Origin of the sequence: Amycolatopsis sp., assembly GCF_036008905.1 — a bacterium.
Lineage (GTDB): Bacteria > Actinomycetota > Actinomycetes > Mycobacteriales > Pseudonocardiaceae > Amycolatopsis.
In genome coordinates this window covers 33,894-59,915 of sequence record NZ_DASYMU010000151.1, presented here as the reverse complement: position 1 = coordinate 59,915, position 26,022 = coordinate 33,894, and the positions used below count along the sequence as shown (strand labels likewise).

Annotated in this window: 28 protein-coding genes; 5 read left to right on the top strand and 23 right to left on the bottom strand. The window is 68.2% G+C overall.

Translation table 11 applies throughout. The features are described 5' to 3' along the window. Window positions 1-169: 169 nt before the first annotated feature. The 3 genes from menE (at window position 170) to VGP60_RS26660 (ending at window position 3,447) form a co-directional block, all read left to right on the top strand. A complete protein-coding gene (gene menE / locus VGP60_RS26670; protein WP_327550847.1) occupies window positions 170-1,321 on the top strand; it encodes an o-succinylbenzoate--CoA ligase in 1,152 nt (383 codons plus the stop codon). Between the two features lie 61 nt (window positions 1,322-1,382). Continuing rightward, complete coding sequence (locus tag VGP60_RS26665; RefSeq protein ID WP_327550846.1) at window positions 1,383-2,546, top strand: hypothetical protein; 1,164 nt, start codon at window positions 1,383-1,385, stop codon at window positions 2,544-2,546. Window positions 2,547-2,577: 31 nt separating this feature from the next. Continuing rightward, window positions 2,578-3,447 carry a 1,4-dihydroxy-2-naphthoate polyprenyltransferase gene (locus tag VGP60_RS26660; RefSeq protein WP_327550845.1) on the top strand — a complete coding sequence of 290 codons (870 nt, stop codon included), beginning with the start codon at window positions 2,578-2,580 and terminating at the stop codon, window positions 3,445-3,447. Window positions 3,448-3,501: 54 nt separating this feature from the next. Here the strand turns inward: VGP60_RS26660 and VGP60_RS26655 are convergent, their stop codons facing one another. Genes VGP60_RS26655 through VGP60_RS26645 form a run of 3 tightly spaced genes read right to left on the bottom strand, consistent with a single transcriptional unit; the run spans window position 3,502 to window position 5,347 of the window. Beyond that, window positions 3,502-4,593: a PLP-dependent cysteine synthase family protein gene (locus tag VGP60_RS26655; RefSeq protein WP_327550844.1), complete on the bottom strand. Its 1,092-nt coding sequence runs from the start codon at window positions 4,591-4,593 to the stop codon at window positions 3,502-3,504. Next, window positions 4,590-4,862: a DUF4229 domain-containing protein gene (locus VGP60_RS26650; RefSeq protein WP_327550843.1), complete on the bottom strand. Its 273-nt coding sequence runs from the start codon at window positions 4,860-4,862 to the stop codon at window positions 4,590-4,592. Before VGP60_RS26650 ends, VGP60_RS26655 begins: the two co-directional genes overlap by 4 nt. An 11-nt stretch (window positions 4,863-4,873) precedes the next feature. Continuing rightward, window positions 4,874-5,347 (bottom strand): Lrp/AsnC family transcriptional regulator, encoded by a 474-nt coding sequence (locus VGP60_RS26645; RefSeq protein WP_327550842.1) that lies wholly within the window; start codon window positions 5,345-5,347, stop codon window positions 4,874-4,876. A gap of 425 nt (window positions 5,348-5,772) precedes the next feature. Between VGP60_RS26645 and VGP60_RS26640 the strand changes: the two genes are divergently transcribed. Continuing rightward, complete coding sequence (locus tag VGP60_RS26640) at window positions 5,773-5,982, top strand: BldC family transcriptional regulator (RefSeq protein ID WP_414640413.1); 210 nt, start codon at window positions 5,773-5,775, stop codon at window positions 5,980-5,982. A gap of 172 nt (window positions 5,983-6,154) precedes the next feature. Then, entirely contained in the window at window positions 6,155-6,340 is a 186-nt protein-coding gene (locus tag VGP60_RS26635; protein WP_327550841.1) for a hypothetical protein, read from the top strand. A 10-nt stretch (window positions 6,341-6,350) separates the two neighbouring features. Here VGP60_RS26635 and VGP60_RS26630 read toward each other — a convergent pair whose 3' ends face one another. The 20 genes from VGP60_RS26630 to VGP60_RS26535 all read right to left on the bottom strand — a co-directional run bounded on the left by VGP60_RS26630 (window position 6,351) and on the right by VGP60_RS26535 (window position 25,757). Continuing rightward, entirely contained in the window at window positions 6,351-7,682 is a 1,332-nt protein-coding gene (locus VGP60_RS26630; protein ID WP_327550840.1) for a MinD/ParA family protein, read from the bottom strand. Between the two features lie 74 nt (window positions 7,683-7,756). Then, window positions 7,757-8,746, bottom strand: coding sequence for a c-type cytochrome biogenesis protein CcsB (ccsB, locus tag VGP60_RS26625; RefSeq protein ID WP_327550839.1), 990 nt, complete (start codon window positions 8,744-8,746; stop codon window positions 7,757-7,759). Window positions 8,747-8,748: 2 nt separating this feature from the next. Continuing rightward, window positions 8,749-10,341, bottom strand: a complete 1,593-nt coding sequence (gene resB, locus VGP60_RS26620; RefSeq protein ID WP_327550838.1) for a cytochrome c biogenesis protein ResB — start codon at window positions 10,339-10,341, stop codon at window positions 8,749-8,751. Next, on the bottom strand, window positions 10,338-11,111 hold the full coding sequence (locus VGP60_RS26615) for a cytochrome c biogenesis CcdA family protein (RefSeq protein ID WP_327550837.1): 774 nt from the start codon (window positions 11,109-11,111) through the stop codon (window positions 10,338-10,340). Before VGP60_RS26615 ends, resB begins: the two co-directional genes overlap by 4 nt. Before the next feature lie 49 nt (window positions 11,112-11,160). Then, window positions 11,161-11,739, bottom strand: coding sequence for a TlpA disulfide reductase family protein (locus VGP60_RS26610; RefSeq protein ID WP_327550836.1), 579 nt, complete (start codon window positions 11,737-11,739; stop codon window positions 11,161-11,163). Beyond that, window positions 11,736-12,362 carry a histidine phosphatase family protein gene (locus VGP60_RS26605; RefSeq protein ID WP_327550835.1) on the bottom strand — a complete coding sequence of 209 codons (627 nt, stop codon included), beginning with the start codon at window positions 12,360-12,362 and terminating at the stop codon, window positions 11,736-11,738. Before VGP60_RS26605 ends, VGP60_RS26610 begins: the two co-directional genes overlap by 4 nt. Beyond that, entirely contained in the window at window positions 12,359-13,663 is a 1,305-nt protein-coding gene (gene hemL, locus VGP60_RS26600; protein WP_327550834.1) for a glutamate-1-semialdehyde 2,1-aminomutase, read from the bottom strand. Before hemL ends, VGP60_RS26605 begins: the two co-directional genes overlap by 4 nt. Window positions 13,664-13,915: 252 nt before the next feature. After that, window positions 13,916-14,767 (bottom strand): SCO6745 family protein, encoded by an 852-nt coding sequence (locus tag VGP60_RS26595; protein WP_327550833.1) that lies wholly within the window; start codon window positions 14,765-14,767, stop codon window positions 13,916-13,918. 113 nt (window positions 14,768-14,880) lie between these two features. Continuing rightward, window positions 14,881-15,411 (bottom strand): hypothetical protein, encoded by a 531-nt coding sequence (locus VGP60_RS26590; RefSeq protein WP_327550832.1) that lies wholly within the window; start codon window positions 15,409-15,411, stop codon window positions 14,881-14,883. Between the two features lie 11 nt (window positions 15,412-15,422). Continuing rightward, entirely contained in the window at window positions 15,423-16,625 is a 1,203-nt protein-coding gene (locus VGP60_RS26585; RefSeq protein WP_327550831.1) for an ABC transporter permease, read from the bottom strand. Continuing rightward, entirely contained in the window at window positions 16,622-17,320 is a 699-nt protein-coding gene (locus VGP60_RS26580; RefSeq protein ID WP_327550830.1) for an ABC transporter ATP-binding protein, read from the bottom strand. Before VGP60_RS26580 ends, VGP60_RS26585 begins: the two co-directional genes overlap by 4 nt. Continuing rightward, window positions 17,317-18,564 carry an efflux RND transporter periplasmic adaptor subunit gene (locus tag VGP60_RS26575; protein ID WP_327550829.1) on the bottom strand — a complete coding sequence of 416 codons (1,248 nt, stop codon included), beginning with the start codon at window positions 18,562-18,564 and terminating at the stop codon, window positions 17,317-17,319. Before VGP60_RS26575 ends, VGP60_RS26580 begins: the two co-directional genes overlap by 4 nt. 29 nt (window positions 18,565-18,593) lie before the next feature. Then, window positions 18,594-18,965: a hypothetical protein gene (locus tag VGP60_RS26570; RefSeq protein ID WP_327550828.1), complete on the bottom strand. Its 372-nt coding sequence runs from the start codon at window positions 18,963-18,965 to the stop codon at window positions 18,594-18,596. Between the two features lie 13 nt (window positions 18,966-18,978). Next, a complete protein-coding gene (locus VGP60_RS26565; RefSeq protein ID WP_327550827.1) occupies window positions 18,979-19,458 on the bottom strand; it encodes a hypothetical protein in 480 nt (159 codons plus the stop codon). Beyond that, window positions 19,455-19,997, bottom strand: a complete 543-nt coding sequence (locus VGP60_RS26560) for a hypothetical protein (protein WP_327550826.1) — start codon at window positions 19,995-19,997, stop codon at window positions 19,455-19,457. The genes VGP60_RS26565 and VGP60_RS26560 overlap by 4 nt, the downstream gene beginning before the upstream one ends. 26 nt (window positions 19,998-20,023) lie before the next feature. After that, window positions 20,024-20,995 carry a porphobilinogen synthase gene (gene hemB / locus VGP60_RS26555; protein ID WP_327550825.1) on the bottom strand — a complete coding sequence of 324 codons (972 nt, stop codon included), beginning with the start codon at window positions 20,993-20,995 and terminating at the stop codon, window positions 20,024-20,026. A 93-nt stretch (window positions 20,996-21,088) separates the two neighbouring features. After that, entirely contained in the window at window positions 21,089-22,621 is a 1,533-nt protein-coding gene (locus VGP60_RS26550; RefSeq protein WP_327550824.1) for a bifunctional uroporphyrinogen-III C-methyltransferase/uroporphyrinogen-III synthase, read from the bottom strand. A 63-nt stretch (window positions 22,622-22,684) separates the two neighbouring features. Beyond that, window positions 22,685-23,632, bottom strand: a complete 948-nt coding sequence (gene hemC / locus VGP60_RS26545; RefSeq protein WP_327550823.1) for a hydroxymethylbilane synthase — start codon at window positions 23,630-23,632, stop codon at window positions 22,685-22,687. After that, complete coding sequence (locus VGP60_RS26540) at window positions 23,629-24,960, bottom strand: glutamyl-tRNA reductase (protein ID WP_327550822.1); 1,332 nt, start codon at window positions 24,958-24,960, stop codon at window positions 23,629-23,631. The genes hemC and VGP60_RS26540 overlap by 4 nt, the downstream gene beginning before the upstream one ends. Next, on the bottom strand, window positions 24,957-25,757 hold the full coding sequence (locus VGP60_RS26535) for a redox-sensing transcriptional repressor Rex (RefSeq protein ID WP_327550821.1): 801 nt from the start codon (window positions 25,755-25,757) through the stop codon (window positions 24,957-24,959). The genes VGP60_RS26540 and VGP60_RS26535 overlap by 4 nt, the downstream gene beginning before the upstream one ends. Window positions 25,758-26,022: the final 265 nt, after the last annotated feature.

The window sequence follows — 26,022 nt, the reverse complement described above, 5'->3', positions numbered from 1 at the left end:
CCCGCCCATGCCACGCCCTGGTCACGCAAACCTGATGGCGCGCCTGCCAATAAACACAGGCTTCTAGCCACACCTTTGGAGCAGACCACCAGCTTTGAGCCATACAGGCCAGAGGCCAACCACTCACCTCCAGCGGACTGAGTGCGGCGACTAATTTTGGAGGTTGGGTATGCGTGAGGTTTGGCTGGACGGTGGGGTTGAGGGCGTTCGGGAGCTGAGTCGGGCGCTCAATGAGGCCTTGGGGGGCGGGGCGGCGGTGTTGCCGCTGACTGAGGACTCAGAGGCGGTGCGAGAGGCGATGCGGCCCGACGAGCCGGTCGAGCCTGGGACGGCGGTGATCGTGGCCACCTCTGGGTCGACAGGTGCGCCGAAGGGGGTGTTGTTGTCGGCGGAGGCGTTGGTGGCGTCCGCCGAGGCGACACATCGGCGGCTGGGTGGGGCTGGGCGGTGGTTGCTGGCGACGCCGGCGCAGTACATCGGTGGGTTACAGGTGCTGGTGCGGTCGCTGGTGGCGGGGACCGAGCCTGCGGTGATGGCTGAGGGTGGGTTTCGAGCGGAGGATTTCGCGGAGGCGGCGAAGCCTGTTCTAGCCGGCGAGGGGCCGTTTTACACGGCATTGGTACCGACGCAGTTGACCCGGTTGCTGGACGCCGGTGGGGATGGGCTGGCGGCGGCGAAGGCGTTTGACGCGATTGTCGTGGGAGCGGCGGCGACATCTGGGGCGCTGCGCGAGCGGGCCGCTGATGCTGGCGTGTCGATCGTTCCCGCCTACGGGATGAGCGAGACGGCCAGTGGGTGTGTGTACGACGGCTTTCCGTTGGACGGCGTGCGGGTCGAGCTTGGGGAGGACGGGCGGATCGCGTTGGCCGGGAGTGTGCTGGCGCACGGGTACCGGTTGCAGCCGGAGTTGACTGCGGAGTCGTTTGTCGACGGGCGCTTTCTGACGTCCGATCGGGGGCAGCTCCACTCGGACGGGCGACTTGAGGTGCTGGGGCGCATCGACGACATGATCAACACCGGCGGGGTGAAGGTGGCCGCGGCGCCGATCGAGCGGGTGCTGACCAGCCAATCCGGAGTCCGAGAAGCCTGTGTCGTGGGGTTGCCGGATCCGCAGTGGGGCGAGGCCGTGGTCGCGTTGGTAGTTGCTGGAGCGACACCGCCGGACATCGAAACTTTGCGTTCCGCGGTGCGGGAAGAGCTGGGAACGGCGTCGACGCCGAAGCGGATCGAGTTCGCGTCGGCGTTGCCATTGCGGGGACCAGGAAAAATCGACCGTGCAGAGGTTAAATACCTACTACTAACGTCGGAAATTTCCCAGTGATCAGTGGTGGTTGGTTGACAGATCACCAACGGTGACTTTGGCTCGTCCCATGTCACGCTGGATGAGCAGGGGAATCGCTTTTGCCGCAATCACCGTCGGCCTGTCCGTCCTGGCCCCCGCTGCCTGGGCCGACCCGCCCGCCATACCCAACAGCGGCACGCTGACCTGGTCCATCAGCCCGGACCTCGGCACGCTGCCGATCGGCACCCCGACGGACGCGGACACTGGCCTGACGTCGACGATCGAGTTCGACGTCCATGAACTCCCTTCCGCGGTCAACACCGTCTACGTGACGCTGGACGCGACGATCCCCGCCGGCACCCAAGCCGCCGCCGACGTCCGCGGCCTGCGGAGCGACGGCACCTGGTCGGAGTGGCTCGAGAGCACGCCGGACACCGTCGCGGTGCTGCCGGAAAGCACGCGCTCGGTGCAGACGCGCCTGGTCCGGTCGGTCGGCGTCGCCACCGCGACCGTCCGCTCGATCAACCTCACCGCCTGGAACGTCGACCGCCCGGCGGCGGCCAGGAGCCTGAGTTCAGAGGCAGGCAACACCTACACCGTCTTCGCGACCCGGGAAGGCCTCGTCGGCGGGACCACCGCGAACGGGCATGTCATCACCCCGCGAGACCACTTCGTCGCGCTGCCGTCGCGCCGGGGCCTCTCGAAGGCCGGTTTCGGCGACTACACCGCCCGGGTCTGCACGCTGAGCGGTTCGCGGTGCGAATGGGCACCGGTGTGGGACGTCGGCCCGTGGAACACCAAGGACGACTACTGGAACTCCGACCGCCAGTCGTGGACGGACCTGCCGCAGGGCAAGGCGCAGGCGCAGGCCGCCTACGCCGAGGGCTACAACAGCGGCCTCGACCAGTTCGGCCGCAAGGTGCGCAACCCCGCCGCGATCGACCTCGCCGACGGCGCCTTCTGGGACGGCCTGCAGCTGACCGGCAACGCCTACGTCAACGTCACCTTCCAGTGGAGCGGCTCCGGCGCCTGGGGCAAGGTCGGCACGGACGGCCAGCTCCTGAACGTCCGCACCGGCCCCGAGCTCTCGTCCGCCCAAGCCGGGATGGCCGTACAGGGCGCGCAGGTCCGCATCGAGTGCGAGCTGACCGGCGAAACCGTCGACGGCCCGCGTGGCACTTCGGACAGCTGGTACCGCCTCGCGCCCGGCAAGTACGCGCCCGCCGCCCACGTCGAGATCGGTTACGCGCCGTCCCCCTGCTGAGCCGTCGGGGCGGTCCATAAGAATGATCGCCATGGCGACAGTGAGTGAGTGGATCGAGGGGGCCCGCCCGCGGACGTTGCCCAACGCCGTGGCCCCGGTGCTGGCCGGAGTCGGCGCGGCGGTCGCGCTCGACGCGTTTTTGTGGTGGCGTTCCCTGCTGGCGCTGCTGGTGGCGCTGGCCCTGATCATCGGCGTGAACTACGCCAACGACTACTCCGACGGCATCCGCGGCACCGACGAAAATCGCGTCGGCCCGCTGCGGCTCGTCGGTTCCGGCACAGCGAAGCCCAAGGCCGTTCTCGCGGCCGCGCTGACGTCGCTGGGGATCGCCGGGGTTCTCGGTCTGCTGCTGGTGGCGCTGAGCGGTTACTGGTGGCTGCTCGCGATGGGCGCGGTCTGCATCCTCGGCGCGTGGTTCTACACCGGCGGCAAAAAGCCTTACGGCTACTACGGTTTCGGCGAGATCGCGGTGTTCGTGTTCTTCGGCCTCGCGAGCGTGCTCGGCACGGTCTACGTCCAGGCGGGGCGCATCAGCTGGGAAGCGCTCGGCTGCGCGATCGCCGTCGGCTGCTTCTCGACCGGTGTGCTGACGGCCAACAACCTGCGCGACATCCCGACCGACATCGAATCCGGCAAGCGCACCCTGGCGACGCGGCTCGGCAACACCGGCACGCGGCGGCTTTACCTCGCGCTCGTGACCGTCCCGTTCGTGATCAGCGTGCTGCTCGGCATCTGGCACCCGATCCTGCTGGGGGGCCTGCTCTGCGCGCCCCTGCTGATCAGCTCGGTGAAGGCCGTCGCGGGCAACAAGGTGGGCCGTGAGCTCATCCCGGCGCTGCGCGACACCGGTCTCGCCATGCTCGCCTGGGCCGTGCTGACGGGTGTGGGGCTCGCGCTCTAAAGCGCTATGAACGGACCGTTCCTGGCGTTTTTCGCTAGGAACGGTCCGTTCATGTCACTCCGGGAGGATCTCCGGGGTGAACTTTCCGCTGGTCAGGAACTCCTCGAACTTCGCCGTGTACGGCTCGATGTCGAGGTTCTGTTCCGTGAGCCACGAGTCGTTGTAGTACGTGTTCGCGTAGCGCTCGCCGCCGTCGCACAGCAGGGTGACGACACTGCCTGCCTGGCCTTCTTCGAGCATGCCCGCGATGAGCTGGAAAGCGCCGTAGAGGTTCGTTCCGGTCGACCCGCCGGCCCAGTGACCGGTCCGCTCGCGCAGCAGCCGGATGGCCGCCAGGGAGCCCGCGTCGGGCACCCGGAGCATCTCGTCGATCACCCCGGGCACGAACGACGGCTCGACGCGCGGACGGCCGATCCCCTCGATCCGCGACGACATGCCCGTCCCGTAGTCGAGCGCGCCGGTTTGCCAAGCGCCGTAGAACGACGAGTTCTCCGGGTCGACGACGGCGACCTTCGTGGTGTGCCGCCGGTAGCGCACGTACCGGCCGAAGGTCGCGCTTGTCCCGCCGGTGCCCGCGCCGACCACGATCCAGGTGGGGATCGGGTGACGTTCGGCACGCATCTGGGCGTAGACCGACTCGGCGATGTTGTTGTTCCCGCGCCAGTCCGTGGCCCGCTCGGCGTAGGTGAACTGGTCCAGGTAATGCCCGTTGCACTCCGACGCGAGCCGCTCGGCCTCGGTGTACATCGCCGGCGGCGCGTCGACGAAGTGGCAGGTGCCGCCGTAGAACTCGATGAGCGCGATCTTCTCCGGACTGGTCCGGCGCGGCACGACCGTGACGAACTTCAACCCGAGCATGCGCGCGAAATACGCCTCGGAGACCGCGGTGGACCCGCTGGACGCCTCGATGAGCACGGTGTCCGCGCCGATTTGACCGTTGACCAGGCCGTACAGCAGCAGCGAACGGGCCAGCCGGTGCTTGAGCGAGCCGGTCGGGTGGACCGACTCGTCCTTCAGGTAAAGGTCGATGCCCCAGTCGAGCGGCAGCGGGAAGACGTGGAGATGCGTGTCGGCGCTGCGGTTGGCGTCGGCTTCGAGAAGCCGGATGGCCTCGCGGACCCAGGCACGGCTGTGCAGGCGGCTCACAAATCGCCGCGCAGCTGAGCTCGCAGCTTCGCGCGCTCTGTCGCCCTGCCCCTGTTGCGCTCGGCCAGGCCGGCGGTCACGCGGACGTTCAGCGGCCGCAGCACGAGAAGACCGATCGGCAGTCCCACGACCAGGCCCACGGCGAGCGCGACCAGCAGCGGGACGTTGACGAGCACCAGCACCACAACGACCGCGGCGACGATGACGAACCGTGCCAGCACATAGATCACCAAGTCACGGGCCAGGTGTCCAGAACGTTCAGAGCTCACATCAACGCAGGTTACGCGCCGCCCTGGAGCCCGTCGCCCAGCCCCGCGTTGTTCGCGCGGCCTTCGAACCTGGTGGAGAGCACAACCGTGGTGTGGGTCCTGGCCACGCCAGGGATGCGCCGGAGTCGTCCCAGGGAGCGTTCCAGGTCGTCGACTGTGGCGACGCGCACCTTGACTACGAACGCTTCGTCACCTGCGACCGCGTAGCAGCTCTCGACTTCGTCAAGCTCACCTAAAGCCTCGGCAACGTCCTCGTCCGTGGCCGTGTCGGTGGGCTGGATGCCGACCAGCGCGGTAACCCCCAAGCCGACGGCACTGGCGTTCACCACAGCGTGATAGCCCGTGATGACCCCGTTGGTTTCGAGTTTGCCCACCCGCTCGTGGACCGAGGACGCCGAGAGGCCCACCACACGGCCGAGTTCGGCGTAGGAGGCGCGGCCGTTGACACGGAGAGCGGCGATGATCTTTCTGTCCAGCTGATCCACGTGGTTAATCTAAGGCTGATCTGGTTGGGGTGCGGGATGGGGTTGATTGCGCTGGTTGTGGTTGGCCTCTGGCTTGTCCGGCTCAAAGCTGGTGGCTGGGTACAGAGGCACGGCTAGAAGCCTGTGTTTATTGGCAGGCGCGGTGAAGACTCCCGCCCGTTGGGCGGACGTGAGTCGTGGTGACTGGGTTTACGGACTAAGGACCCGCGTGGCTGGGTTTGGAGGCGGGGGCCGCGTGGTTGGACTGGGTGTTTGGGTGCCCGTTTTCGGGGGCTTTGCCCTTTAAGGGCTCTTTACTCTAAGACAACCGTTCGAGTACCTGGCGGGTGAGATGCAACGATTGTGAGAGTTCGCTACCCGACGCGGTCAGGCAACAGGGCCTGGCTGCCTCCGGTATAGCAGCGAAGTCGTGAAGGAGGCGGAAAGTGACCGCGACCATGGGAGGGCGACTTCTCACCCCAGGTGAGGTCGCCGCGTTGTTCCGAGTCGACCCGAAGACGGTGACCCGGTGGGCGACTGCAGGCCGAATCGGCTCGATCAGGACACCGGGCGGCCATCGCCGGTTCCGCGAGTCCGAGGTCAACGAGCTCCTTGCGGAGCTCACGACCGACGCCAGCGAGCCCACACGGACGTAAACGTCCACAACCGCACTACGGGGTCGGAAGCAGCACGACCGGTTTTCACCGGCCGCGATGCTTCCGGCCCCGTAGTCGTTCGGTGAAAGCCGGAGCCCCCTGGCCCCAAATACCGACAAAAGGGCTAACCTCGGGGTGAACGAAGCCAGCCTGCACACGGAAAGGAGCGAGCATGATCTACCTGCTCGCGGCGATTGGTGGTCTCACCATCGCCGTACTGTTGTGGCGGGCTTTCGGCGCCGAAAGGGTGGGTGTGGCCTCACACCCACCGCAGATCGCGCCTGACGACGACCCCGACTTCCTGCGGAAACTGGGCGAGCAGCAGCGCAAGCGCCGCGACGAGCCCGACCCCAAGTAGTCCTTTAATTTTACCTCGTGAAGCCGTCGGCAACCGTGGCGGCGAGTTCGAGCAGGCCGAGCCTGGTGTCCGGGTTCAGCCTGTCGAGCTCGATTTCCGCGCCCTCTTCGAGATGCGGGTCGAACGGGATCCGGCACACCGCGCGCACTCGCGCACCGAAGTGGGCCGTGAGCTTGTCGAGGTCCACGGAGCCGCCCTTGGGCCGCACCGAGTTGATCACCGCGACCGAGCGCTTGACCAGGTCGCCATAGCCGTGCGCCTCGAGCCAGTCGAGCGTCGCCGAGGCACTGCGCGCGCCGTCGACAGAGCCGGAAGACACGATGACCAGCGAGTCGGCGACGTCCAGGACGCCCTTCATCGCGGAATGCATCAGGCCGGTCCCGCAGTCGGTGAGCACGATATTGTAGAAGTGCTCGAGCAGGTTGACCGCGCGCCGGTAGTCGTCCTCGGAGAACGCCTCGGAGACGGCCGGGTCCTGCTCGCTGGCGAGGATCTCCAACCGGCTCGAACCCTGTGAGGTGTACGAGCGGACATCGCTGTAGCGGGTGATCTTGTCCGCGTCGCGCAGCAGGTGCCGCACGGTGGCGGTGGTCTCGATCGGGATCTTCTGCGACAGCGTGCCGCGGTCCGGGTTCGCGTCGACGGCGACGACCCTGTCCCCGCGCAGTGAGGCGAACGTCGAGCCCAGTGTGGTCGTGGTGGTGGTCTTGCCCACCCCGCCCTTGAGGCTCAGCATCGCGATCTTGTAGCAGCCGCGCAGTGGCTGGTTGACGCGCGCGATCAGCTCGCGGCGCTGGGTGTCGGCCGGGCTCTCCCCCGGGTTGATCAGCTTTCCGCTGCCGACGTAGACGGCCTTGCGCCAGCCGGACTGCGGGCGGCGCTTGATCTGCTTCACCAGGTGCGCTGTCGACAGGTCGCCGTTGGGACCGCCCTGGGTGTGACGCCCGTGCTGCGGCTGCGGCAGCGGGATCTGGCCCGGCTGCGCCTGCTGCGGGTATTGCTGCTGGTACTGGGGCTGCAGCGGCGGCAGGTTCTGGTCGTACTGCTGCTGGTAGTGCTGCTGGGGAATCTGTTGTTGCTGCTGGGGGCCCGAAGGCGTCGCCTCGGAGTAGTACGCCTGCTGCTGCGCGCCAGGAACCGGGTACGGGCCCGAAACCGCCGGGTTCACCGGCACCTGGTGCGGCCCGGAGGTCGCCGGGTTCACCTGGTAACTGCCCGAATGCGGGTGTGGCGTGGAATCCGTGCGGTCATCGGTGAACACCGCCGGCTTCTGCTCGGCGGCGGGCTCAGCTCCGGTGGGCTCGGGGTGCTCTGGAGCCTTTTCGTCGTTGGGTCCGGTCACCGCTGGGGTCCTCCTGGAACGTCGTAACAACTCCCGCCTGTGATGGGGACGGTAGTCGGGGGGACTGCCCGGTGTCAGCCGACCCCGGCGTATGAGTGCAAGCCCGTTGTGACGAGGTTGATGAAGAAGAGGTTGAACACCGTCGCGGACAGGCCGATGACATTGATCACAGCGGCGCGGGTGCCTCGCCAGCCCGCCGTCGCACGGGAGTGCAGGAACGCGGCGTAGATGACCCACGCGATGAACGCCACGGTCTCCTTCGGGTCCCAGCCCCAGAACCGGCCCCAGGCGGCTTCGGCCCAGACCGCGCCGCAGAGCACGCCGAAGGTGAAGATCGGGAACGCGATGATCGTGGTCCGGTAGGCGATGCGGTCGAGGATGTCCGCGCTCGGCAGCTTCGGGCCGAACCGCGGGAACTTCGCCGGGTTGCGGTCGTGCGCCGAGCGGAACAGGTACAGCACGCTGGCCACGCCGGGCACCAGGAACAGGCCCGCCGAGCTCGCGGCCGCGGCGACGTGGATGACCAGCCAGTACGACTGCAGCGCGGGCTGGACCGGCGCCGCCACGGTGTAGAGCATCGTGCCGTCGACGAACATCAGGATGACGACGGGCAGCAGCATGAACCCGGACAGGTGCCGGACGTCGAACTTCTTGATCACCACGAGCCAGGTGACCATGGCGACGAAGGTCACGGCCATGCCGTACTCGTACATGTTGCCCCAGGGCACGCGATGCGTCGCGAGCCCGCGCAGCAGGAGCGCGGCGAAGTGCATGAGCACGCCGAGCACGAGCAGCGCGGCGCCCATCTTGCCGATCCGCTCCGCGCGGCCGCCTTGGACAGGCGCGGCCGGGGTGGCCGGGGTGGCCGGTTCGATGACGGTGACCGACGGGCCACCCGCCCCGGCGAGCTCACGGACGCGCTGCTTCTGCCGTTCGGCGGCCTGGCGCCCCTTGGCTCCGAAGGACTGCTCGATCAGGAAGAACACCAGCGCCAGCACGTAGATCGCCGCGGCCGTGGTGAACGACCAGTCGCTGAACCGCGACAAGGTCTCGTCGATCGGCATACTCAAGTCCCTTTCTTACCGGAGACAAGCTGCTCCGCGATACGGCCGAACTCTTCGCCGTACCCCGCCTGATCGGTACGTGCCAGCCCCCCGACCTCGACCACGGTACCGCCCGCGTCGCCGTCGGCCGGCGTGACCCGCACCCACACCCGGCGCCGCTTGACCAGCAGCGACCCGGCGAGGCCGACGAACATGGCAATAGCGAAACCGAGGACGAAAACCTGCGTCGGATCGTGCGAGATCTGCAGCGACACCCACTGCTGGACGCCGTCGAAGCGGATCTTGGTGCCACCGTCGAGCGTCAGGTCCTGCCCGACGTCGAGGTTCTCCCGCGCGACCTTCTTGAGCGCGCCCTTGTCGACCTGCGACTGGTCGACCTCGAAGATCGACTGCCCGCGACCGGAATCGGTGCCGATGTCCCCGCGCAGGACGTCGATCGCGACGCCGGGCTTGGTCAGCTGGGGGCCGGACGAGGTGAGCACGTTGCCGTGCACGAACGACGTCGGCGCGAAGAGACCGGTGATGGCGAGCTGCTTGGTGCGACGGATCGTCTCGTCGGTGATGCCCGGCGGGTCGGGGAACTTCGTGGCGCCTTCGGACAGCAGCGTCGCCTGGTCGACCGGGCGCCACTGGGTGGCGAGGCTGCGGCTCGTGCCGTCCGGGTAGGTCACGGTGAACTTCGGCGCGTAGCCATGGCCGAGCAGGTAGATCCGGTCACCCGCGGTGCGCAGCGGCGAGTTGACCTCGAGGTGGTACGGCCGCCAGGTGCCGGTCTGGAGGTCTTCCCCGGACTGGTACTCGATCGACGATTCGTAGTGCTCGGGCTGGCCGATGTCGGTGTACTGCGCCTTGAAGTCGTCGACCTTGACGCACCACGGGTTCAGCTCGGTGCCGTCGATCTGCAAGCCGGCGTCGAACGAGTCGTAGTTGTAGATGCCGCCGTTGCAGAACTGGCCGCCGTTGGCCTGGACGATGACCTGGCCTTCGTAGCTGAACATCGCGCCGAGGGCGAAGAAGACGATCAGGCCGAGCATGCCGAAATGGAAGACCAGGTTGCCGGTCTCGCGCAGGTAACCGCGCTCGGCGCTGATGCTGTTGTCCTGCTCGGCGCGGCGCCAGCCGGAAAGGCGGGCGTTCGCGGCCTTGAGAACTTCCTCGGGTGAGGAAGCCACGACCGCGCGGCGGTAATGCGGCATGCGGGACAGGTTCCGCGGGGTGAGCACGGGCTTGGCGCGCATGGACCGGATGTAGTCGATGCTGCGCGGCGCGAGGCAGCCGACGAGCGACACCATCAGCAGCAGGTAGATCGCGGAAAACCAGACGCTGGAATAGACGGCGAAAAACTGCAGCTTGTCGAGCAGCTCGCCCCACCAGCCGTGCGCCGCGATGTAGTCGTCGGTCTTCGGGGCGTTCAGTTTGCGCTGCGGCAGCAGGGCGCCGGGCAACGCGGCGAGCGCCAGCAGGAACAGCAGGACGAGCGCGGTACGCATCGACGTCAGGCCGCGCCAGGTGTTGCGGACGAACGCCAGCGCCCGCTTGACCGGCGAGTTCCGGTACGGCTGCTTGGGTTCAGGCGGCGCTTCGGTGGTGGTCACAGCGGCAACCTGACGTCGGAGATGAACGCGTCGCGCATCCAGCCGACCAGCTCGGTCCAGAGGCCCGTGACGAGCAGGATGCCGACGACCATGAGGAGCGCGCCGCCGAAGATCTGCACGCGACGGCCGTTGCGGCGCAGCCAGTCGGTGGCGCGGACGGCCCAGCGTGCGCCGACCGCGATGAGGAGGAACGGCAGGCCGAGCCCGAGGCAGTAGATAAGGATGAGGACGTACCCGCGGACGGCGTCGCCGCCGGTCGCGGTGGCCATCGCCGTGACGCCGGACAGCGTCGGGCCGATGCACGGCGTCCAGCCGAGCCCGAAGATCGCGCCGAGCACCGGTGCGCCCCACAACCCGCCGCGCGGGACCTGGTGCGAGCGGAATTCCCGCTGCAGGCCGGGAATCCAGCCGAGGAAGACCAGCGCCATCGCGATCGTCAGCACGCCGCCGATGCGCTGGAGCAGTTCTTCGTTGAGCAGCAAGGCGTCGGCGAGCCAGACCAGCGTGCCCAGCCCCGCGACGAACACCACGGTGAAGCCGAGAATGAACAGGCCCGCGGCCCCGACGACGGCGAACCGCCCCTTCTTACGCTCCTCGTCCGCGCTGACCGCCGGAGCTTCCGCGCCGACCAGCGCGGCGAGATACGCGAGGTAACCGGGGACGAGCGGAACCACACACGGTGAGGCGAAGGAAATCGCGCCCGCCAGCAGCGCGACCAACGCCGCCAGCAGCAGCGGACCCGAGGTCGCCAGCGCCATCACGGAGTTCACCCTGGCCAGGGTAGGCAGTGAGCTTCTTGTGAGGCTGACCGGCTGCCGTTCACGGCTCTGCGGACAGGCGCTGGACCGTCGGCAGCAGGTCCGTCGCGAGCAGTTCGCGCAGGAACACCGCGGCGACACGATGCTGTTTGTCGAGCACGATCGTCGACGGGATGATGTTGCGCGGATAACCGGAAAGCTGCAGCAGAACGCGGCCGGACGGGTCCCAGATCGACGGGTAGGTCAGGCCGCGGTTGCGCATGAAGTCCTGCGGTGCCTGGCGGCTGTCGTCACGGACGTCGAGCCCGAGCACCTGCACCCCGGACGCCGCCGTCTGCTGGTAGACCTTCTCCATCTCGGGTGCCTCGGTGCGACAAGGACCACACCACTGACCCCAGAGGTTCAGCACGACGACCTTGCCGGGGAAGTCCTCGAGTCCGACCTTTTTGCCCTCGTTCATCAGGTCGTCGCCGGAGATCTTGGGCGCGGGCTGACGCTCTGCTTCGTCATAAGCAATGTCGACCTTGCCGCCGGGCGCCACGAACGAAAAGCTGCTGCCCTGCGAAACGGCGTCCTTGCCCGTGGAACATCCCGCGACGAACAACAGTGCCGCCGCGATGATCGCCAGCCCGCGTTTCACGCGCCCGTCACCTTGGGATCGGTCGAACCCGCGGGCTCGCTGTAGATGATGTCCACGAGCTCTTCTCCCTCGAAGACTAGGCTCGTCAGCGACGCGAGCGAGCACTGCCGCTTGCGCGGGTCGTGCCACAGCCGCTTCGCTTCCAGGAACCGGCGGAGCGTCCAGATCGGCAACTGGTGTGAGACGCACAACGCCTCGTGGCCGTCCGCCACGGCGCGCGCCCGGTAGACCGCGCCGAGCATGCGATGCGCGATCTCGACGTACGGCTCGCCCCAGGACGGCGTGAACGGGTCGCGCATCTTCGGCCAGTGCTTCGGCTGCCGCAGCGCGCCGTCGCCGACCGCGACGCGGAGGCCCTCGAACTGGTTACCGGCCTCGATGAGCCTGTCGTCGGTCGCGACGTCGAGGCGGTGGGCCCCGGCGATCGGCGACGCCGTCTCCTGCGCGCGCTGCAAGGGGGACGCGACGACGTGCACGATGTCGTGCCCGGCGACGGCCTCGGCGACAGTCAGCGCCTGCCGCTGTCCACGCTCGGAAAGCCGGTAGCCCTCGAGACGGCCGTAGAGGATCTTGTCGGGGTTGTGTACTTCACCATGCCGCAGCATGTGCACGATCGTCGTCATGGCTTGACCGCCGCAGCCGCCGCGCGGGCCGCTTCGGGCAGCGCCTTCTCGATGACGTCGAACGCGGCGTCGTCCATGGCCGCGTTGACGAACCACGCTTCGTACGCGCTCGGCGGCGGGTAGACGCCGGCGTCGAGCAGGGCGTGGAAGAAGCGCGGGAAGCGCCAGGTCTCGGCGGCCTGCGCGCCCGGGTAGTCGGTCACCGGGTTCTCGCTGAAGAACACGCTGACCAGGTTGCCGGCGAACTGCACGGTGTGCGCGACCCCGGCCGCGGTGAGCGACTCGCGGAACAGGGCGCCGAGGCGCTGGGAGTTGACGTCCAGCTGGCGATACACGCCCTCGTCGGCAGCTTTGAGTGTCGCGAGGCCCGCGGCGACGGCCACGGGGTTCCCGGACAGCGTCCCGGCCTGGTAAACGGGACCGCCCGGCGCCAGCCGCGCCATGACGTCCGCGCGACCGCCGAACGCCGCCGCCGGCAACCCGCCGGACATGACCTTGCCGAAGGTGTAGAGGTCGCCCGCGACGCCTTCGAGGCCGTACCAACCGGACCGCGAGACGCGGAACCCGGTCATGACCTCGTCCATGATCAGCAGCGCGCCGTCGGCCTCGGCGATGTCACGCAGCCCGGCGTTGAACCCCTCGACCGGCGCCACCGCGCCCATGTTGCCGGCGGCGGCCTCGGTGATGATCGCCGCGATCGAGCCCGGATTGTCCACAAAGGACTTCCTGACCGCTTCGAGGTCGTTGTACGGCAGGACGATCGTGTCGGCGGCCTGCGCACCGGTAACTCCTGGCGACGTCGGCAGCCCCAGCGTCGCGAGCCCGGACCCCGCCTCGGCGAGCAGCGCGTCGACGTGACCGTGATAACACCCGGCGAACTTGATGATCTTCGACCGGCCGGTGAACCCGCGCGCGAGGCGGATGGCGCTCATCGTCGCCTCGGTGCCGGAGTTGACCAGCCGCACCTGCTGAACCGGGTCGACCCGGCCGATGATCTCCTCGGCGAGCTCGACCTCACCGCGCGTCGGCGTGCCGAAGGAGAGCCCCGACACCGCGGCCTCCCGCACCGCGCGCACGACGTCCGGATGGGCGTGGCCGAGGATCATCGGCCCCCACGACGACACCAGGTCGACGTACCGGTTGTCGTCGGCGTCCCACAGATACGGGCCCTCGCCACACACCATGAACCGCGGGGTCCCGCCGACCGAGTTGAACGCCCTGACCGGGGAGTTCACCCCGCCCGGAGTGGCCGCCTTCGCCCGCTCGAACCATGCCTTGGAATGATCGACTCCAGATGTCACAGGTGCCAGTCTCGCAAATCGCGACTGGGTACCCAGCTCAGGGAGTCATCTCGACACGGTGGACCAACGCGGGAAACGCACCTACGCCACCGTGCAACACACCTACCGGAACGGGAGACACACCTGTTTCCCTTCTGTGTAGCCGTGTTACACGTCCACGTAGTCGTGTTTCCCGGTGACGTAGGCTTGGTTCGCGTGCACAAATCGCACTTGAGTGTGCACAGATTGCACTTGGGTGTGCACAGGGTGCGTTCAGGTGCGGGTGAGGGCCCAGGGCATGACGGCTTCGGCGACGGCTCGGCTTAGGGGGCGGCCCAGGGTTTGGAGTTCTTCGCAGGCGGCGAGGCCGATGTGGGCATAGGGGGCGACGGCGTTGCGGTCGGTGGCGAGTTCCAGTGCCTCGCGTCGGGACTGGCCGGCGGTGGTGAAGGTGGGGTCGGGGGCGTCGGTGAGCCAGTCGCGGGCGCGCAGTGACTCGACGGCCTGCTGCCACTCTGTTTCGCTCCAGTTGCGGGATTTCCGCAGGGTTTCCGCGGCGACGCCACCGCCGGCGGCGTGGGTGACGAGGGCGTCGATGCCGCTCAGTCCCGCGGCGAGGAGCGCGGCGACGTGGGCATCGCCGCGGTATTCGCGCAGCAGGGTTTGCGCATGCCACAGGACCATCTGCGGTTCCGTCGGCCACGGCAGCGCGGCATGGGCGGCGTAGAGCGGGCGGCCTGCGAAGTCGTCGGCGACGGCGGTGGCGGCTTCGCGGAGGAGTTCGGCGACGCGGGTCACGTCGGTGTCACCGAACACGCGGCGGAGGGTTTTGCCCGCGGCGCCATGACGGGCGGCGAGGACGGCCTCGGGGGTCGTTTTCGCCCACACGCCCGTGATCGACTCGCTGACGAACCGCGGGTTGAAGTTGTAGAAGGTCGCGATGACGACCTCCGGCGCGACCTCGCCGAGCGCGGCGGACCGCGACGCGAAGTAGCCCTGCGACGCGGAGAGGCCGAGTTCGGCGTACGCCTCCGTCGCCTCGGGTGCGAAATAGATCATGCCGTGGCAGACCTCGAGCACTCGCCAGGTCTTACGGGCCACTTCTTCGTCGAAGGTGATCGTCACCGGCTCAACGTAATACCAACCAGTCGGTATGACAATGACATCTAACAACACCAACAACTCAAACAGAACCAGGACATCTAACAACACCAACAACTCAAACAGAAACCAGTCGGTCACCCACCAGCGCGAGCGGGTGACTGGGTGATCGACTGCGCGGTCACTTTGCCGTCTTCGCCCGTGGCGCCTTGGACGACGACCGTGCTGCCGGGCTTGAGATCCGCGACCGTGCCGGGAGTGGCTACGCTGACCGTGGTCGTGTCCGATGTGGACACGGCGACTTCGGTCCCCTGCTGGGTTTTCACGTAGACCGTGGTGCCGTCGACCCGATCGATCGTCCCGGTCGTGCCGCGCCCGAAACCGCCGCCGGCGCCTTGACGTCCAGTGCCGGGCTGGCCACCTTGAGCCTGGCCGGCCTGCCCCGCTTGACCCGCGGCGCGAGCCGGAGCGGCCGAAGTGCTGGTGCCGGCGAGAGCCGAATGAGTCCAGGCGCCACCGCCGAAAGCCACGGCCAGTACGACGATCGCACCGAGCCAGAGCGTCAGCTTTCCGAACGGCTGGGCGACCTGTTTCATCTCTTTGTCCAGATCACCGGCGTTGGCCGGGCTGGCCACGATCTCTTCGGCGGTGGGCGTGGGGTCGGACATGGGTGGAGCTCCTATTCGTGGCGGAGGGCGTCGATCGGGCGCAGCGACGCGGCCCGGTTCGCCGGGTAACTGCCGAAGAACAATCCGATCAGCGCGGAGACCGCGAAGGCGAGGACGATCGACGGCGGGACGATGACCGGCGCGATCCCGGCGATGGTGAACCGGCTGCCGACCACCCCGATCAGCACGCCCAGCAGCCCGCCGAACAGGCTCAGCATGGTCGCCTCCGCGAGGAACTGCCCCAGGATCGCCGAGCGTGGCGCGCCGATCGCCTTGCGGATGCCGATCTCGCGGATTCGCTCGGTGACCGTCACCAGCATGATGTTCGTGACCCCGATTCCGCCTACCAACAGCGAAATCGCGGCCACCGCGCCAAGAAGAACGGTGAACGTGTCCGTGGTCGCGGTGCGCGTCGCCAGGAGTTGTTCTGAGTTTTGGATCTGGTAGTCGGCGGTGCCGCCGGCGCGGATCCCGTGCCGCGCGTTGAGGATCGCGGTGACTTCGGCCTGTGCCAAGGAAACCGAGTCGGCCGTAGTGGCTTGCACGGCAATCTGGTTCAGGTTTCCGTACCCGGTAAGGGAGTTCTGGACAGCGGTCAGCGGCGCGATGGCGACGTCGTCGGCGTTCTGCAGTCCGGTGGCGCCCTTTGCCTCGAGCACCCCGACGACGGTGAACTGGATACTGTTGAGCAGCACGTTCTTCCCGACGGCCTCGGTGTTGCCGAAGATCGACTGCGCCGCGGTCGGCCCGAGCACGACGACTTTCCTTGCGGCCGTGACATCTTCGGTGGTGAACAGCGAGCCGTCGGCGACTTCGCGGTTCGTGGTCCCGAAGTACGCGGGCTCGGTCCCGGTGACCGAAGAGATGTCGTAACTGGTCTGGCCGTAGGTCGCCGTCGCCGTGGTGGTCACCACCGGCGACGCGGCCTTGACGTCCGGCGCGCCGACGGGATCGACGAGCGCGTGCGCGTCCTGCGCGGTGAGCGGGCGGGTCACCGCACCCTGGCCGCCGCCGCGCGCCGGGGAAACGTTGAGCACGTTGGTGCCCAGGCCTTGGATCGACGCCGTGATCGACGCCGACGCGCCGTTGCCGACAGCCACCAGCAGGATCACCGCGGCGACACCGATGGTGATGCCGAGCGTGGTCAACGCCGAGCGCAGCTTGTTCGCGGTCAGCCCGCGCACGGCGAACCGCATGATTTCGAGGAAGTTCACGCCACTCCCACCCAGCGCCGGTCGTCGGCGACGATGAGCCCATCGTCGACCCGGATCACGCGGTGCGCGTGCGCGGCCACCTCGTCCTCGTGGGTGATCATCACGACCGTACGGCCGAGCGCGTTGAGCCGGTCGAACACGCCGAGCACATCGGTTGTGCTTGCGCGGTCGAGGTTTCCGGTCGGTTCGTCGGCGAGCAGCATCGCGGGACCGGTGACCAAAGCGCGGGCGACGGCGACTCGTTGCTGCTGACCACCGGAGAGTTCGTTCGGCAAATGCTTGGCACGATCGGAAAGTCCGACCATTTCCAGCGCGGCCAGCGAACGCGTACGCCGAGCTGCCCGGCGGAGTCCGGAGTAGACCAATGGAAGCTCCACATTGGACAACGCCGAAGTACGCGGCACCAGATTGAACGACTGGAAGATGAAGCCGATCTTCCTGTTGCGCAGCAAGGAAAGCTGACGCTCGTTGAGTTCACTGACCGGGAACCCGTCCAGCGCGTACTCCCCCGAAGTCGGCACGTCCAGGCAGCCCAGCATGTTCAGCAGCGTCGACTTCCCGGAGCCGGACGCGCCCATGATCGCCACGTACTCCCCCGGCATCACCATGAGATCCACCCCGCGCAGCGCGTGCACCGCGGTGTCACCGGAGCCGTAGGTCTTCGTCAGCCCGGTGACCTCGATGACCGGTTTCATCCGCGGCCACCGCCCGCGCCTGCCGTCCGCTGGCCACCGGTACCACCCGTGCCGGTGCCCGGGAACCCGCCGGTGCCACCGAGACCACCGGTACCCGTGCCGGTACGGCCGGTGGTGGCGCCGGGCGAAGCGGCGGTGAGCACGACACGTTCGCCTTCGGTCAGCCCGGAAGTGATCTCCACGGTCGACTCGCCGCGGACGCCGACCTGCACCGGGCGCGTCACGTTCTGCCCGTTCTCCTCCACCACGACCGCGCTCGTGTTCCCGGCCGTCTGCACCGCCGCGGCGGGCACACTCAGCACGTTGTCGGCTTCGGCGACGGTGATCACCACGCTGGCCGATTGCCCGGGGCGCAGACCTTCCGGCGGGCTGGTCAGCGCGAGCTGCGTGCCGTAGGAAACAACGTTGCCGCTCGTTGTCGGGGTCAGGTCGACCTTGCTGACGGTCGCCTGCACGGGAGCGTTCGGCAGCGCGTTGATGGTCACGGTGGCCTTCTGGCCCGCCTTGACCTTGCTGACGTCGATCTCCGCGACCGAGGTGTTCACCAGCAGATCGCTCATGTTCGTCAGCACGATGAACCCGGAGCTGGAAGACGACGACGTGGTCGTCGACGAGGAAGCAGAGCCAGCGGCCTGCCCAGCGCCCGAAGTCGAGGACGGGTTGGACGTGCCACTCCCGGCGGACTGCCCCACCGCACCGTTGATCGCGGTGACCGTGCCCGCGCCCGGAGCGGTCAACACCGTGTCCGCCAACGCCGTCTGCGCGGTGTCGACGTCGAGCTGCGCCTGATCCACCTTGGCCTGCAACGAAGTGATGCTGGTGGTCTGTGCGCCCGAAGTGCCGGCGGAGTTGTTCCCCGTGGTGGTGGTCGGCGCGTCCTCGGCGGTGGTCAGGTTTTCGTCGGCGACGGCGAGATTGGCCTTGGCCAGCTGAAGCTGTTTCGTCGCGACGGTGTTGTCCTGCGTGGCCAGTTTCTGGCCCGCGGTCACCACATCGCCGACGGCGACGTTGATGGCTGTCACCTTGCCGGAACCGCTGAAGTCGGCGCTACCGGTGTAGCTGCTCGAAACGGTGCCCGCCGCGGAGATCGTTTCGGTCACCGTGCCGCGGGTCACCGGGGAACTGCGGGTCTGCGCCTGGGCGGTGCTCTCCGCCGGCGAAAAAGCTTGGTAGATACCGAAACCCGCGCCGCACAGCAGCACGATCAGTACACCGTTGATTACCCATGTCCGACGCCGCATCATGCGGCAAGATTTGTCCCGCTGGTTAGCAGTCAGCTAGGGGTTGGCTGTGAGAACCCTGTGGATCGCGATTTCGGTTTCCGGTGCCGGGTCCGGGTCGCCAGCAGGAGCTGACGGACGGCGTCGACGAGCAGTAACGCGGCGAGCACACCGAGTCCGATGGCACCGGCGATCCGCCCGCCGAAGTCACGCGTGGAGATCAGCTGCGTGCCGTCTGTCAGCGTGGTCGTGAGCGTCACGCTGCTCGCGTCCCAGACCAGAAGCGCGAGCCAGATGACCACCCCGGCGACCACCACTTCGGCGAGCGCGACGAACGCGCGCCGAGGGCGGTGCAGCGGCGCCAGGTTTCCCGGCTCTTCGGTCGGCCAGAGGTGCGAGCCGGTGGGCTGAGGAAGGTCGATCACGTAGAGCAGCCTCTCATGACTCAGCGCTTGGTGGCACCACGACGCGGCCCAATGCGGCTTGCAACGCCTGGACGTCTCGCGCCCAAGCGAGCACAACAGTGCCGTCATCGAGTTTCAGCGGCAGCTCGTCGTACTTCCGCGGCACGGACCAGCCGCCGCCGAGCACCCGTGCGCCGACGGGAGCGCCGACATCGGTCACCTCCGCGATCCGCTTGACCTCCAGCGCCTCACGGCCCTGCCAGAGCGCCGCGCGGGTGAGCTTCACGGTCATGAACTTCCGGCGCGCGTGGACCCAGGGTGCGGTGATCGCGAACAGCCCGATGGCCACCAGCAACCAGCCGACGCCGTGGCGCGGCCCCGCGGTGAGCAGCTCCGTCAGGTACCCGATGAGTGCGAACAGCGGCCCCCAAAGCACCGCGGCCCAGCGAACCCCGGCTTCGCGGTAGACCGTGGTGGCTTCGAGCGGCTCGGCCTGTTCGAACTGTTCGGTCATGACAGCTTGCGGCCGACCTTCGGGAAGTAGGCCCGGACGTTGTCGGCGGGCCAGAACAGCAGGCCGAGCGCGAACAGCGCGATGAGCACGCCGAACAGCGTGACCAGGCTGAACAACTGCAGCAGGAACTGGAACAGCACGACCAGGACGACCAGCACGGCGAGGATCGAGCGTGCCGAACGCGTGCCCTCCCTGGCCTTGTAGGCGAACAGCGCGAACAGCAGCGCGAAGACCACAGCGCCGACGACGAGCATCCAGAGCAGCGTGGTGATGCTCGACTCGATCGTCGCCGGGGTGATCTTCGGATCGGTGTTGCCCTTGACGATCGTGTCGACGATCTCCTGCTTGTTCAGCAGGAAGATGACGTACCCGATGACGTAGACGATCCCGGCCGTGATCCACAGCCAGAAGGAAACCTTCACCTCCGTCGGCGCCAGCGAACCCGGGCTGGGCTCACCGGGCGGAAGCGCGTTGGGCGAAAGCCCCGCTTTGCGGCGCTCGTCGTCCGTCTGATCTGCGGCGTTGCTGTCCTCGGTCACGCGGGAACTCTATCGGGGTACGGGCGTCAGTCCAGCCACGCGGTGGCTTCGGCCGCCCAATACGTGAGGATCATGTCCGCGCCCGCGCGGCGGATCGAGGTCAATACTTCCAAGATCGTGCGCTCCCGGTCGAGCCAGCCGTTCGCCGCCGCGGCCTCGACCATGGCGTACTCGCCGGAGATGTTGTACGCCGCCACCGGAACCGGGGAGACGTCGGCAGCCGCGCGCAGAACGTCCAAATAGGACAGTGCGGGCTTGATCATGATCATGTCCGCGCCCTCGGCGACGTCCAGTTCGATCTCCCGCAACGCTTCCCGCGCGTTGCCAGGGTCCTGCTGGTAGGTCTTGCGATCGCCCTTGAGCTGCGAATCGACGGCCTCGCGGAACGGGCCGTAGAACGCGCTGGCGTACTTCGCGGAGTAGGCGAGGATGCCCGTGTCGACCAGACCGGCGACGTCGAGCGCCTGCCGGATCGCGGCGACCTGGCCGTCCATCATCCCGCTCGGCCCGAGCAGATGCGCGCCGGATTCCGCCTGCGCGACGGCCATCTCGGCGTAGACGCGCAACGTGGCGTCGTTGTCCACGCCACCATCGGCGTCGAGCACGCCGCAGTGGCCGTGGTCGGTGAACTCGTCGAGGCAGGTGTCCGCCATCAAGACGGTGTCGTCACCGAGCTCGGCCTTCAGGTCACGCAGGGCGACGTTGAGGATGCCGTTCTCGTCGGTGGCCCCGGAACCGACCGCGTCCCGCGTCTGCGGAACGCCGAACAGCATCAGCCCGCCGACGCCCGAGCGCACGGCCTCGACAGCGGCCTTCCGCAGCGAGTCACGCGTGTGCTGGACGACACCCGGCATGCTCGAGATCGGGCGCGGCTCGACGGCCCCCTCCGCGACGAACATGGGGAGGATCAGCTGGCGCGGCCGCAGCGTGGTTTCACCCACCAGCCGACGCATAGCCGGGGTGGTGCGGAGCCTGCGAGGACGATGCTCAGGAAACACCTCACCGAGGTTACTCCGCGCCCTAAGTGCCACCATGGCCACCTTGGGGTTGCGTGGACGCAACCAAGGTGGCCATGGTGGCACTACAGAGACTTACGAGCGGCGGGCTCGCTTGGCTTTGCGCGGCGGCGGCAGGGCGCCTTCGGCGCGAAGCCGGGCGGCGTGCTCGGCGAGCGCGTCGACCAGGTGCGGGACGTCGGCGATCTCGGGCTGGACGTCGACCCTGAGCCCGAATTCCACGGCGGTTTCCGCGGTCTTCGGTCCGATGCACGCGACCAGCGTGCGGGTGTGCGGCTTGCCGGCGATGCCGACGAGGTTCCGCACGGTCGAAGACGAGGTGAAGCAGACCGCGTCGAAACCGCCGGTCTTGATCATCTCGCGGGTGTCGGCTGGCGGCGGCGCGGCCCGGACGGTCCGGTAGGCCGTGACGTCGTCGATCTCCCAGCCACGGTCACGAAGACCGGCGGAGAGCGTCTCGGTGGCGATGTCCGCCCGCGGCAGGAGAACGCGATCGACCGGGTCGAGCACGTCGTCGTACGGCGGGAACTCGGCCAGCAGGCCTTCGCTGGACTGCTCGCCGGTCGGGATGAGCTCCGGGATGATGCCGAACGAGCGCACCTTCGCCGCGGTGGATTCGCCGACACAGGCGATCTTCACGCCGGAGAACGCGCGGGCGTCGAGCCCGAACTCCTCGAACTTCTCCCACACCGCGCGAACGGCGTTGGTGGAGGTGAACACGATCCACTGGTAGCGGCCGTCGACGAGGCCCTTGACCGAGCGCTCCATCTGGGCGGGGCTGCGCGGGGGCTCGACCGAGATGGTCGGGACCTCGTGCGAGGTGGCGCCGTGGCCGCGAAGCCGCTCCGCCATCTCACCGGCCTGCTCCTTGGTGCGCGGCACCAGGACCTTCCAGCCGTAGAGCGCGCGCGACTCCCACCAGGAGAGCTTCGAGCGCTGGCCGGCGGCCTGGCCGACGGTCACGACGAGCGGGCCGACGAGCTCACCGGCGTCCTGCGACACCGACGCGAGCGTGGTGTCGAGGGTGCGCTGGGTGTTGATCGTGCCGTTCGAGGTCACCGCGACCGCGGTCTGCGGGGGGAGGCCGTGCTCGACCAGGCGGGAAGCCGCCTCGGCGAGGTGGCTGGAGGTGGCGTGCAGCACGAGCGTGCCGGGGGTCGCGGCGACCGCGGCCCAGTCGACCTCGCCACGGACGTCGACCTCGGTGTGCGTGCCACCGAGCGCGACACCGGCATACGCCGGCACAGCCGCGCCCGGGGAAACACCCGGGACGATGTCGAACACGGCGCTGGTGCGGGCCACGGCCTGCACCTCGGCGACGGCGGCGGGCTGGGTCAGCGGGTCACCGGCGACGAGCCGGAGCACCAGGCGACCGGCCTTGGCCTCGTTGACCAGGTCCTTGGCGACCTCGGCGGGCTCACCGACGGCCGGGCGGACCTCGGCGTCGGCGCTGGCGAAGGCCAGCACACCGGCGGGCACGTCCGGATCGGTCACCACGACCTCGGCCTTGACGAGCAGCTCCTGGGCCCGGACCGTCAGCAGTCCGGCGTCACCAGGGCCCGAGCCCACGAAGGCGACACGCCCTGTGGTCTTACGCGCGGGGGTCATCTGTGCGTTTCTCCTCTTATGCGGCCGTTTCCTGAACCGGCCGAACTATTTGTATCCAGCGGTCTAAGGGGTGGTGCCGGAGAGCGCTCCGGCGCCGAGGTCGAGCAGTTCGGCGGCGACAGTCCGCCCGAGCTCCTCGGCCTGGTGCGTCTCGGCGATCGCGGAGGCTCGCAACATCTCCACCGAATCGCTGCCGAAGTCGACGGCGGCGGTACCACGCAGCGAAATCCGCATGATGACCTTGCCGTCGTCGTCCAGATCCTCGACGACCTCGGCCAAAGCGCCCACGGGCGCGCTGCAGCCTGCTTCGAGCGCCGCCAGCAAAGCGCGCTCGGCCGTCACCGCGAACCTGGTCGTCTCATCGTCCACAGTGGACCTGAGCAAGTGTTCGATGTCCACGTCGTCGACGCGGCATTCCACCGCCAGCGCACCCTGCGCGGGTGCCGGCAGCATCTGGATCGGATCCAGGGTCTCGGTGATCTCCTCACCCCGGCCGATCCTGACCAGGCCTGCGCGGGCCAGCACGACGGCATCTACCTCACCGTCGGCGACCTTGCGCATGCGTGTGTCGATATTGCCCCGGATGGGCACGATTTCCAAACCGAGGCCCAGCGCGTGCAGCTGAGCGGTGCGCCGCGGCGACCCGGTGCCGACCTTCGAACCCGCCGGGAGCTCGCCAAGGGTGAGGCCGTCACGCGCGACCAGCGCGTCACGCGGGTCGGCGCGCACGGGCACCGCGGCCAGCACGATACCGGGCTCGGGCTTTGTCGGCAGGTCCTTGTAGGAGTGCACGATGACGTCGATCTCTTCGCGCAGCAAGGCTTCGCGCAGCGCGGAGGTGAACACGCCGACGCCGATCTGCGGGATCGGCGCGCTGGAAAGGTCACCAGGGGTGGAAATCTTGATGATTTCGACGACTTCGCCCGCCTGCTCGAGCGCGGCCGCGATGGTCCCCGTCTGCGCCAGTGCGAGCGCGCTGCCGCGGGTACCGATCCGGATGGTTCTGGTCACTGAACTTCTTGTCCTGTCTCGGGCTTGGCCGACGGGCTGGCGACGACGGCCGGCGCCTGCGGATCCAGGCAGAACAGCTCGCGCAACGCGTTGGCGTAATCGGTGTCGTCCGTCTCGGCGGCCAGCTGCTTGACGCGCACAGTGGGCGCGTGCAGCAGCTTGTCGACCACGCGGCGGACCGTGCGACCCACTTCTTCGCGCACGGCTCCGTCGAGATCGGGCAACCGGTTGTCCATGCGGAGCAGCTCGGCGTCGACGACCTCGGCCGCGCGGCGGCGCAGCGCGGTGACCGTCGGGGTGACCTCGGCGCTGCGCTGGCCGGCGAGGTACTCGCGTACCTCGTCGAGCACGATGCCGTTGGCCTTGGCCGTCTGCTTCGCGGTGCTCGTGCCACCGGTTCCGGCGGCGACCTCGTCCATGCGGCGGCGGACCGTGTCGAGGTCGACGAGCAGCACGCCCTCGATCTCGCGAACGGCCTTGTCGACGTCGTGCGGGAGGCCCAGATCGCAGATGACCAGCGAGCGGCCGGCACGCGGAAGAATGTGTGCGGGCAGGAGAACCGCGTCCTGCGAACCGGTACAGGCGACCACGACGTCCGCGAGCGCGATGGCGTCCGCGAGCTCGTCCATGGGCCTGGCCTGCGCACGGATCCCGTGTGCGGCGACCGACTCGGCGAGCCGCGCGGCGTTGCTCTCGGTGCGGTTGACCACGGTGATCTCGCCGATGCCCGCCTTGCGGAGCTGGCTGGCGCTCAGCGCGCCCATCGAACCGGCGCCGAGGATGACGGCGTGCTTGCCGGCGAGCTGAGGAGCCTCGGCGAGCGCCTGGGACACGACCGACGCGCCGAGCTTGTCCAGCCCGGTCTCGGAGTGGACCCGCTTGCCGACGCGCAACGTCGTCTGGACCAGCTCGTGCAGGGTGCGGCCGACCGTGCCGGCCTCCCTCGCGTCGGCATACGCGCCACGGACCTGGCCGAGGATCTGCGTCTCGCCGACGACCATCGAGTCCAGGCCGGAGGCGACGGAGAATATGTGCTCGACAGCGGCACCCGCGTAGTGCACATACAGACTGTCGTAGAGGTCTGCCGGCTCCAGGCCCGCTTGCCCGGCCAGCACCTCGGAAACGTCGTTGAGCCCGCCGTGGAACGTCTCGACCACCGCGTAGACCTCGGTGCGGTTGCACGTCGAGACCACCATGACCTCACTGACGTGCGGCGCCTGCTGCAGCTGGTGCAGCACCTTGCCCAGCTCCCCGACCCCGACCGCGGCTCGTTCCAGCGTGGTCATATCGGTGCTGCGATGCGAAAGCCCGACGGCGAGGACACTCATGACCCGACCACCAATCCGTTCCCGTTCGACTCCGCGTCGGCTCGTCGGGCCACGTGGAACGAAAGAATCTGAAGTTCGACCGCGAGGTCGACCTTGCGGACCTCGATATGCGCCGGCACCTGCAGAACCACCGGCGCGAAGTTCAGGATGCACTGAACGCCGCCGGCAACCAAACGGTCGCAGACCGATTGGGCCGCGGTGGGCGGGGTCGCGATGACCCCGATGGAGATCTGGCGCTCGGCGCAGATGGCCGGAATATCGTCCAGATGGGACACCGGCAGGCCGCCTACCGGCACACCTATCAAATCCGGGTCCAGATCGAACAGCGCCTCGACCGGGAAGCCCCGCCCTGGGAAGCCGCCGTAATTGGCGAGCGCGTGACCAAGATTACCAATCCCGACCACGGCGACCTTGTGCTTGCGGGTCAGCCCGAGGATGCGCTCGATCTCGTCGACGAGCACCTGGACCTCGTAACCGACGCCGCGCGTGCCGTACGAGCCAAGATAGGAGAGGTCTTTGCGCAATTTCGCGGAATTGACCCCAGCCGCGGCCGACAGTTCCTCACTGGAGACCGTGGTACCGCCCTGCTCCGCCATCGCGGAGAGAACCCGCAGGTAAACGGCAAGTCTGGCGACGGCGGCTTCAGGGATGGACTTCGCGCGGACGGCTACCTCGGGTTCGACGCCGTTCGCCGGCACGGCCGGCATCTCGGCGGTGGGTGCGTTGTCCGCATCCGGCGTCACGATCGGCTGATCCGGAGCGCCGGCCCCGTTCCGCCGGCCTCGCTGTGCCACCACGCTGGCTCTCCTCACCGAAACTGCTCACCGACGACCACTGCGACCACTGCTCACTACCAGGCTTGCATCGCTTCAAGAATCTGGCTCTTGACCCGGCAGGCGCTGTCCGGTTCGATACCGCGCACCGCGGAAGCGATGCCACTACGGTAGCCACTTGTGAACGCAGGCACAAAGTCACTGGTCGGAGCCCTCTTCGGCGTCTCCTGAGTGGCCACGGGGGTGAAAACTTCGGTAACCACTCACGATCGTGATCGCGCGCACAAAG

What these genes read in the sequence shown, in the direction of transcription:
- menE (WP_327550847.1), top strand. Translation starts at nt 170, where the DNA reads ATGCGTGAGGTTTGGCTGGACGGTGGGGTTGAGGGCGTTCGGGAGCTG.
- VGP60_RS26635 (WP_327550841.1), top strand. Translation starts at nt 6,155, where the DNA reads ATGATCTACCTGCTCGCGGCGATTGGTGGTCTCACCATCGCCGTACTG.
- VGP60_RS26590 (WP_327550832.1), bottom strand. Translation starts at nt 15,411, where the DNA reads ATGTCCGACCCCACGCCCACCGCCGAAGAGATCGTGGCCAGCCCGGCC.
- VGP60_RS26550 (WP_327550824.1), bottom strand. Translation starts at nt 22,621, where the DNA reads ATGACCCCCGCGCGTAAGACCACAGGGCGTGTCGCCTTCGTGGGCTCG.
- VGP60_RS26660 (WP_327550845.1), top strand. Translation starts at nt 2,578, where the DNA reads ATGGCGACAGTGAGTGAGTGGATCGAGGGGGCCCGCCCGCGGACGTTG.
- VGP60_RS26575 (WP_327550829.1), bottom strand. Translation starts at nt 18,564, where the DNA reads ATGATGCGGCGTCGGACATGGGTAATCAACGGTGTACTGATCGTGCTG.
- ccsB (WP_327550839.1), bottom strand. Translation starts at nt 8,746, where the DNA reads ATGCCGATCGACGAGACCTTGTCGCGGTTCAGCGACTGGTCGTTCACC.
- VGP60_RS26565 (WP_327550827.1), bottom strand. Translation starts at nt 19,458, where the DNA reads ATGACCGAACAGTTCGAACAGGCCGAGCCGCTCGAAGCCACCACGGTC.
- VGP60_RS26605 (WP_327550835.1), bottom strand. Translation starts at nt 12,362, where the DNA reads ATGACGACGATCGTGCACATGCTGCGGCATGGTGAAGTACACAACCCC.
- VGP60_RS26665 (WP_327550846.1), top strand. Translation starts at nt 1,383, where the DNA reads ATGAGCAGGGGAATCGCTTTTGCCGCAATCACCGTCGGCCTGTCCGTC.
- VGP60_RS26580 (WP_327550830.1), bottom strand. Translation starts at nt 17,320, where the DNA reads ATGAAACCGGTCATCGAGGTCACCGGGCTGACGAAGACCTACGGCTCC.
- VGP60_RS26540 (WP_327550822.1), bottom strand. Translation starts at nt 24,960, where the DNA reads ATGAGTGTCCTCGCCGTCGGGCTTTCGCATCGCAGCACCGATATGACC.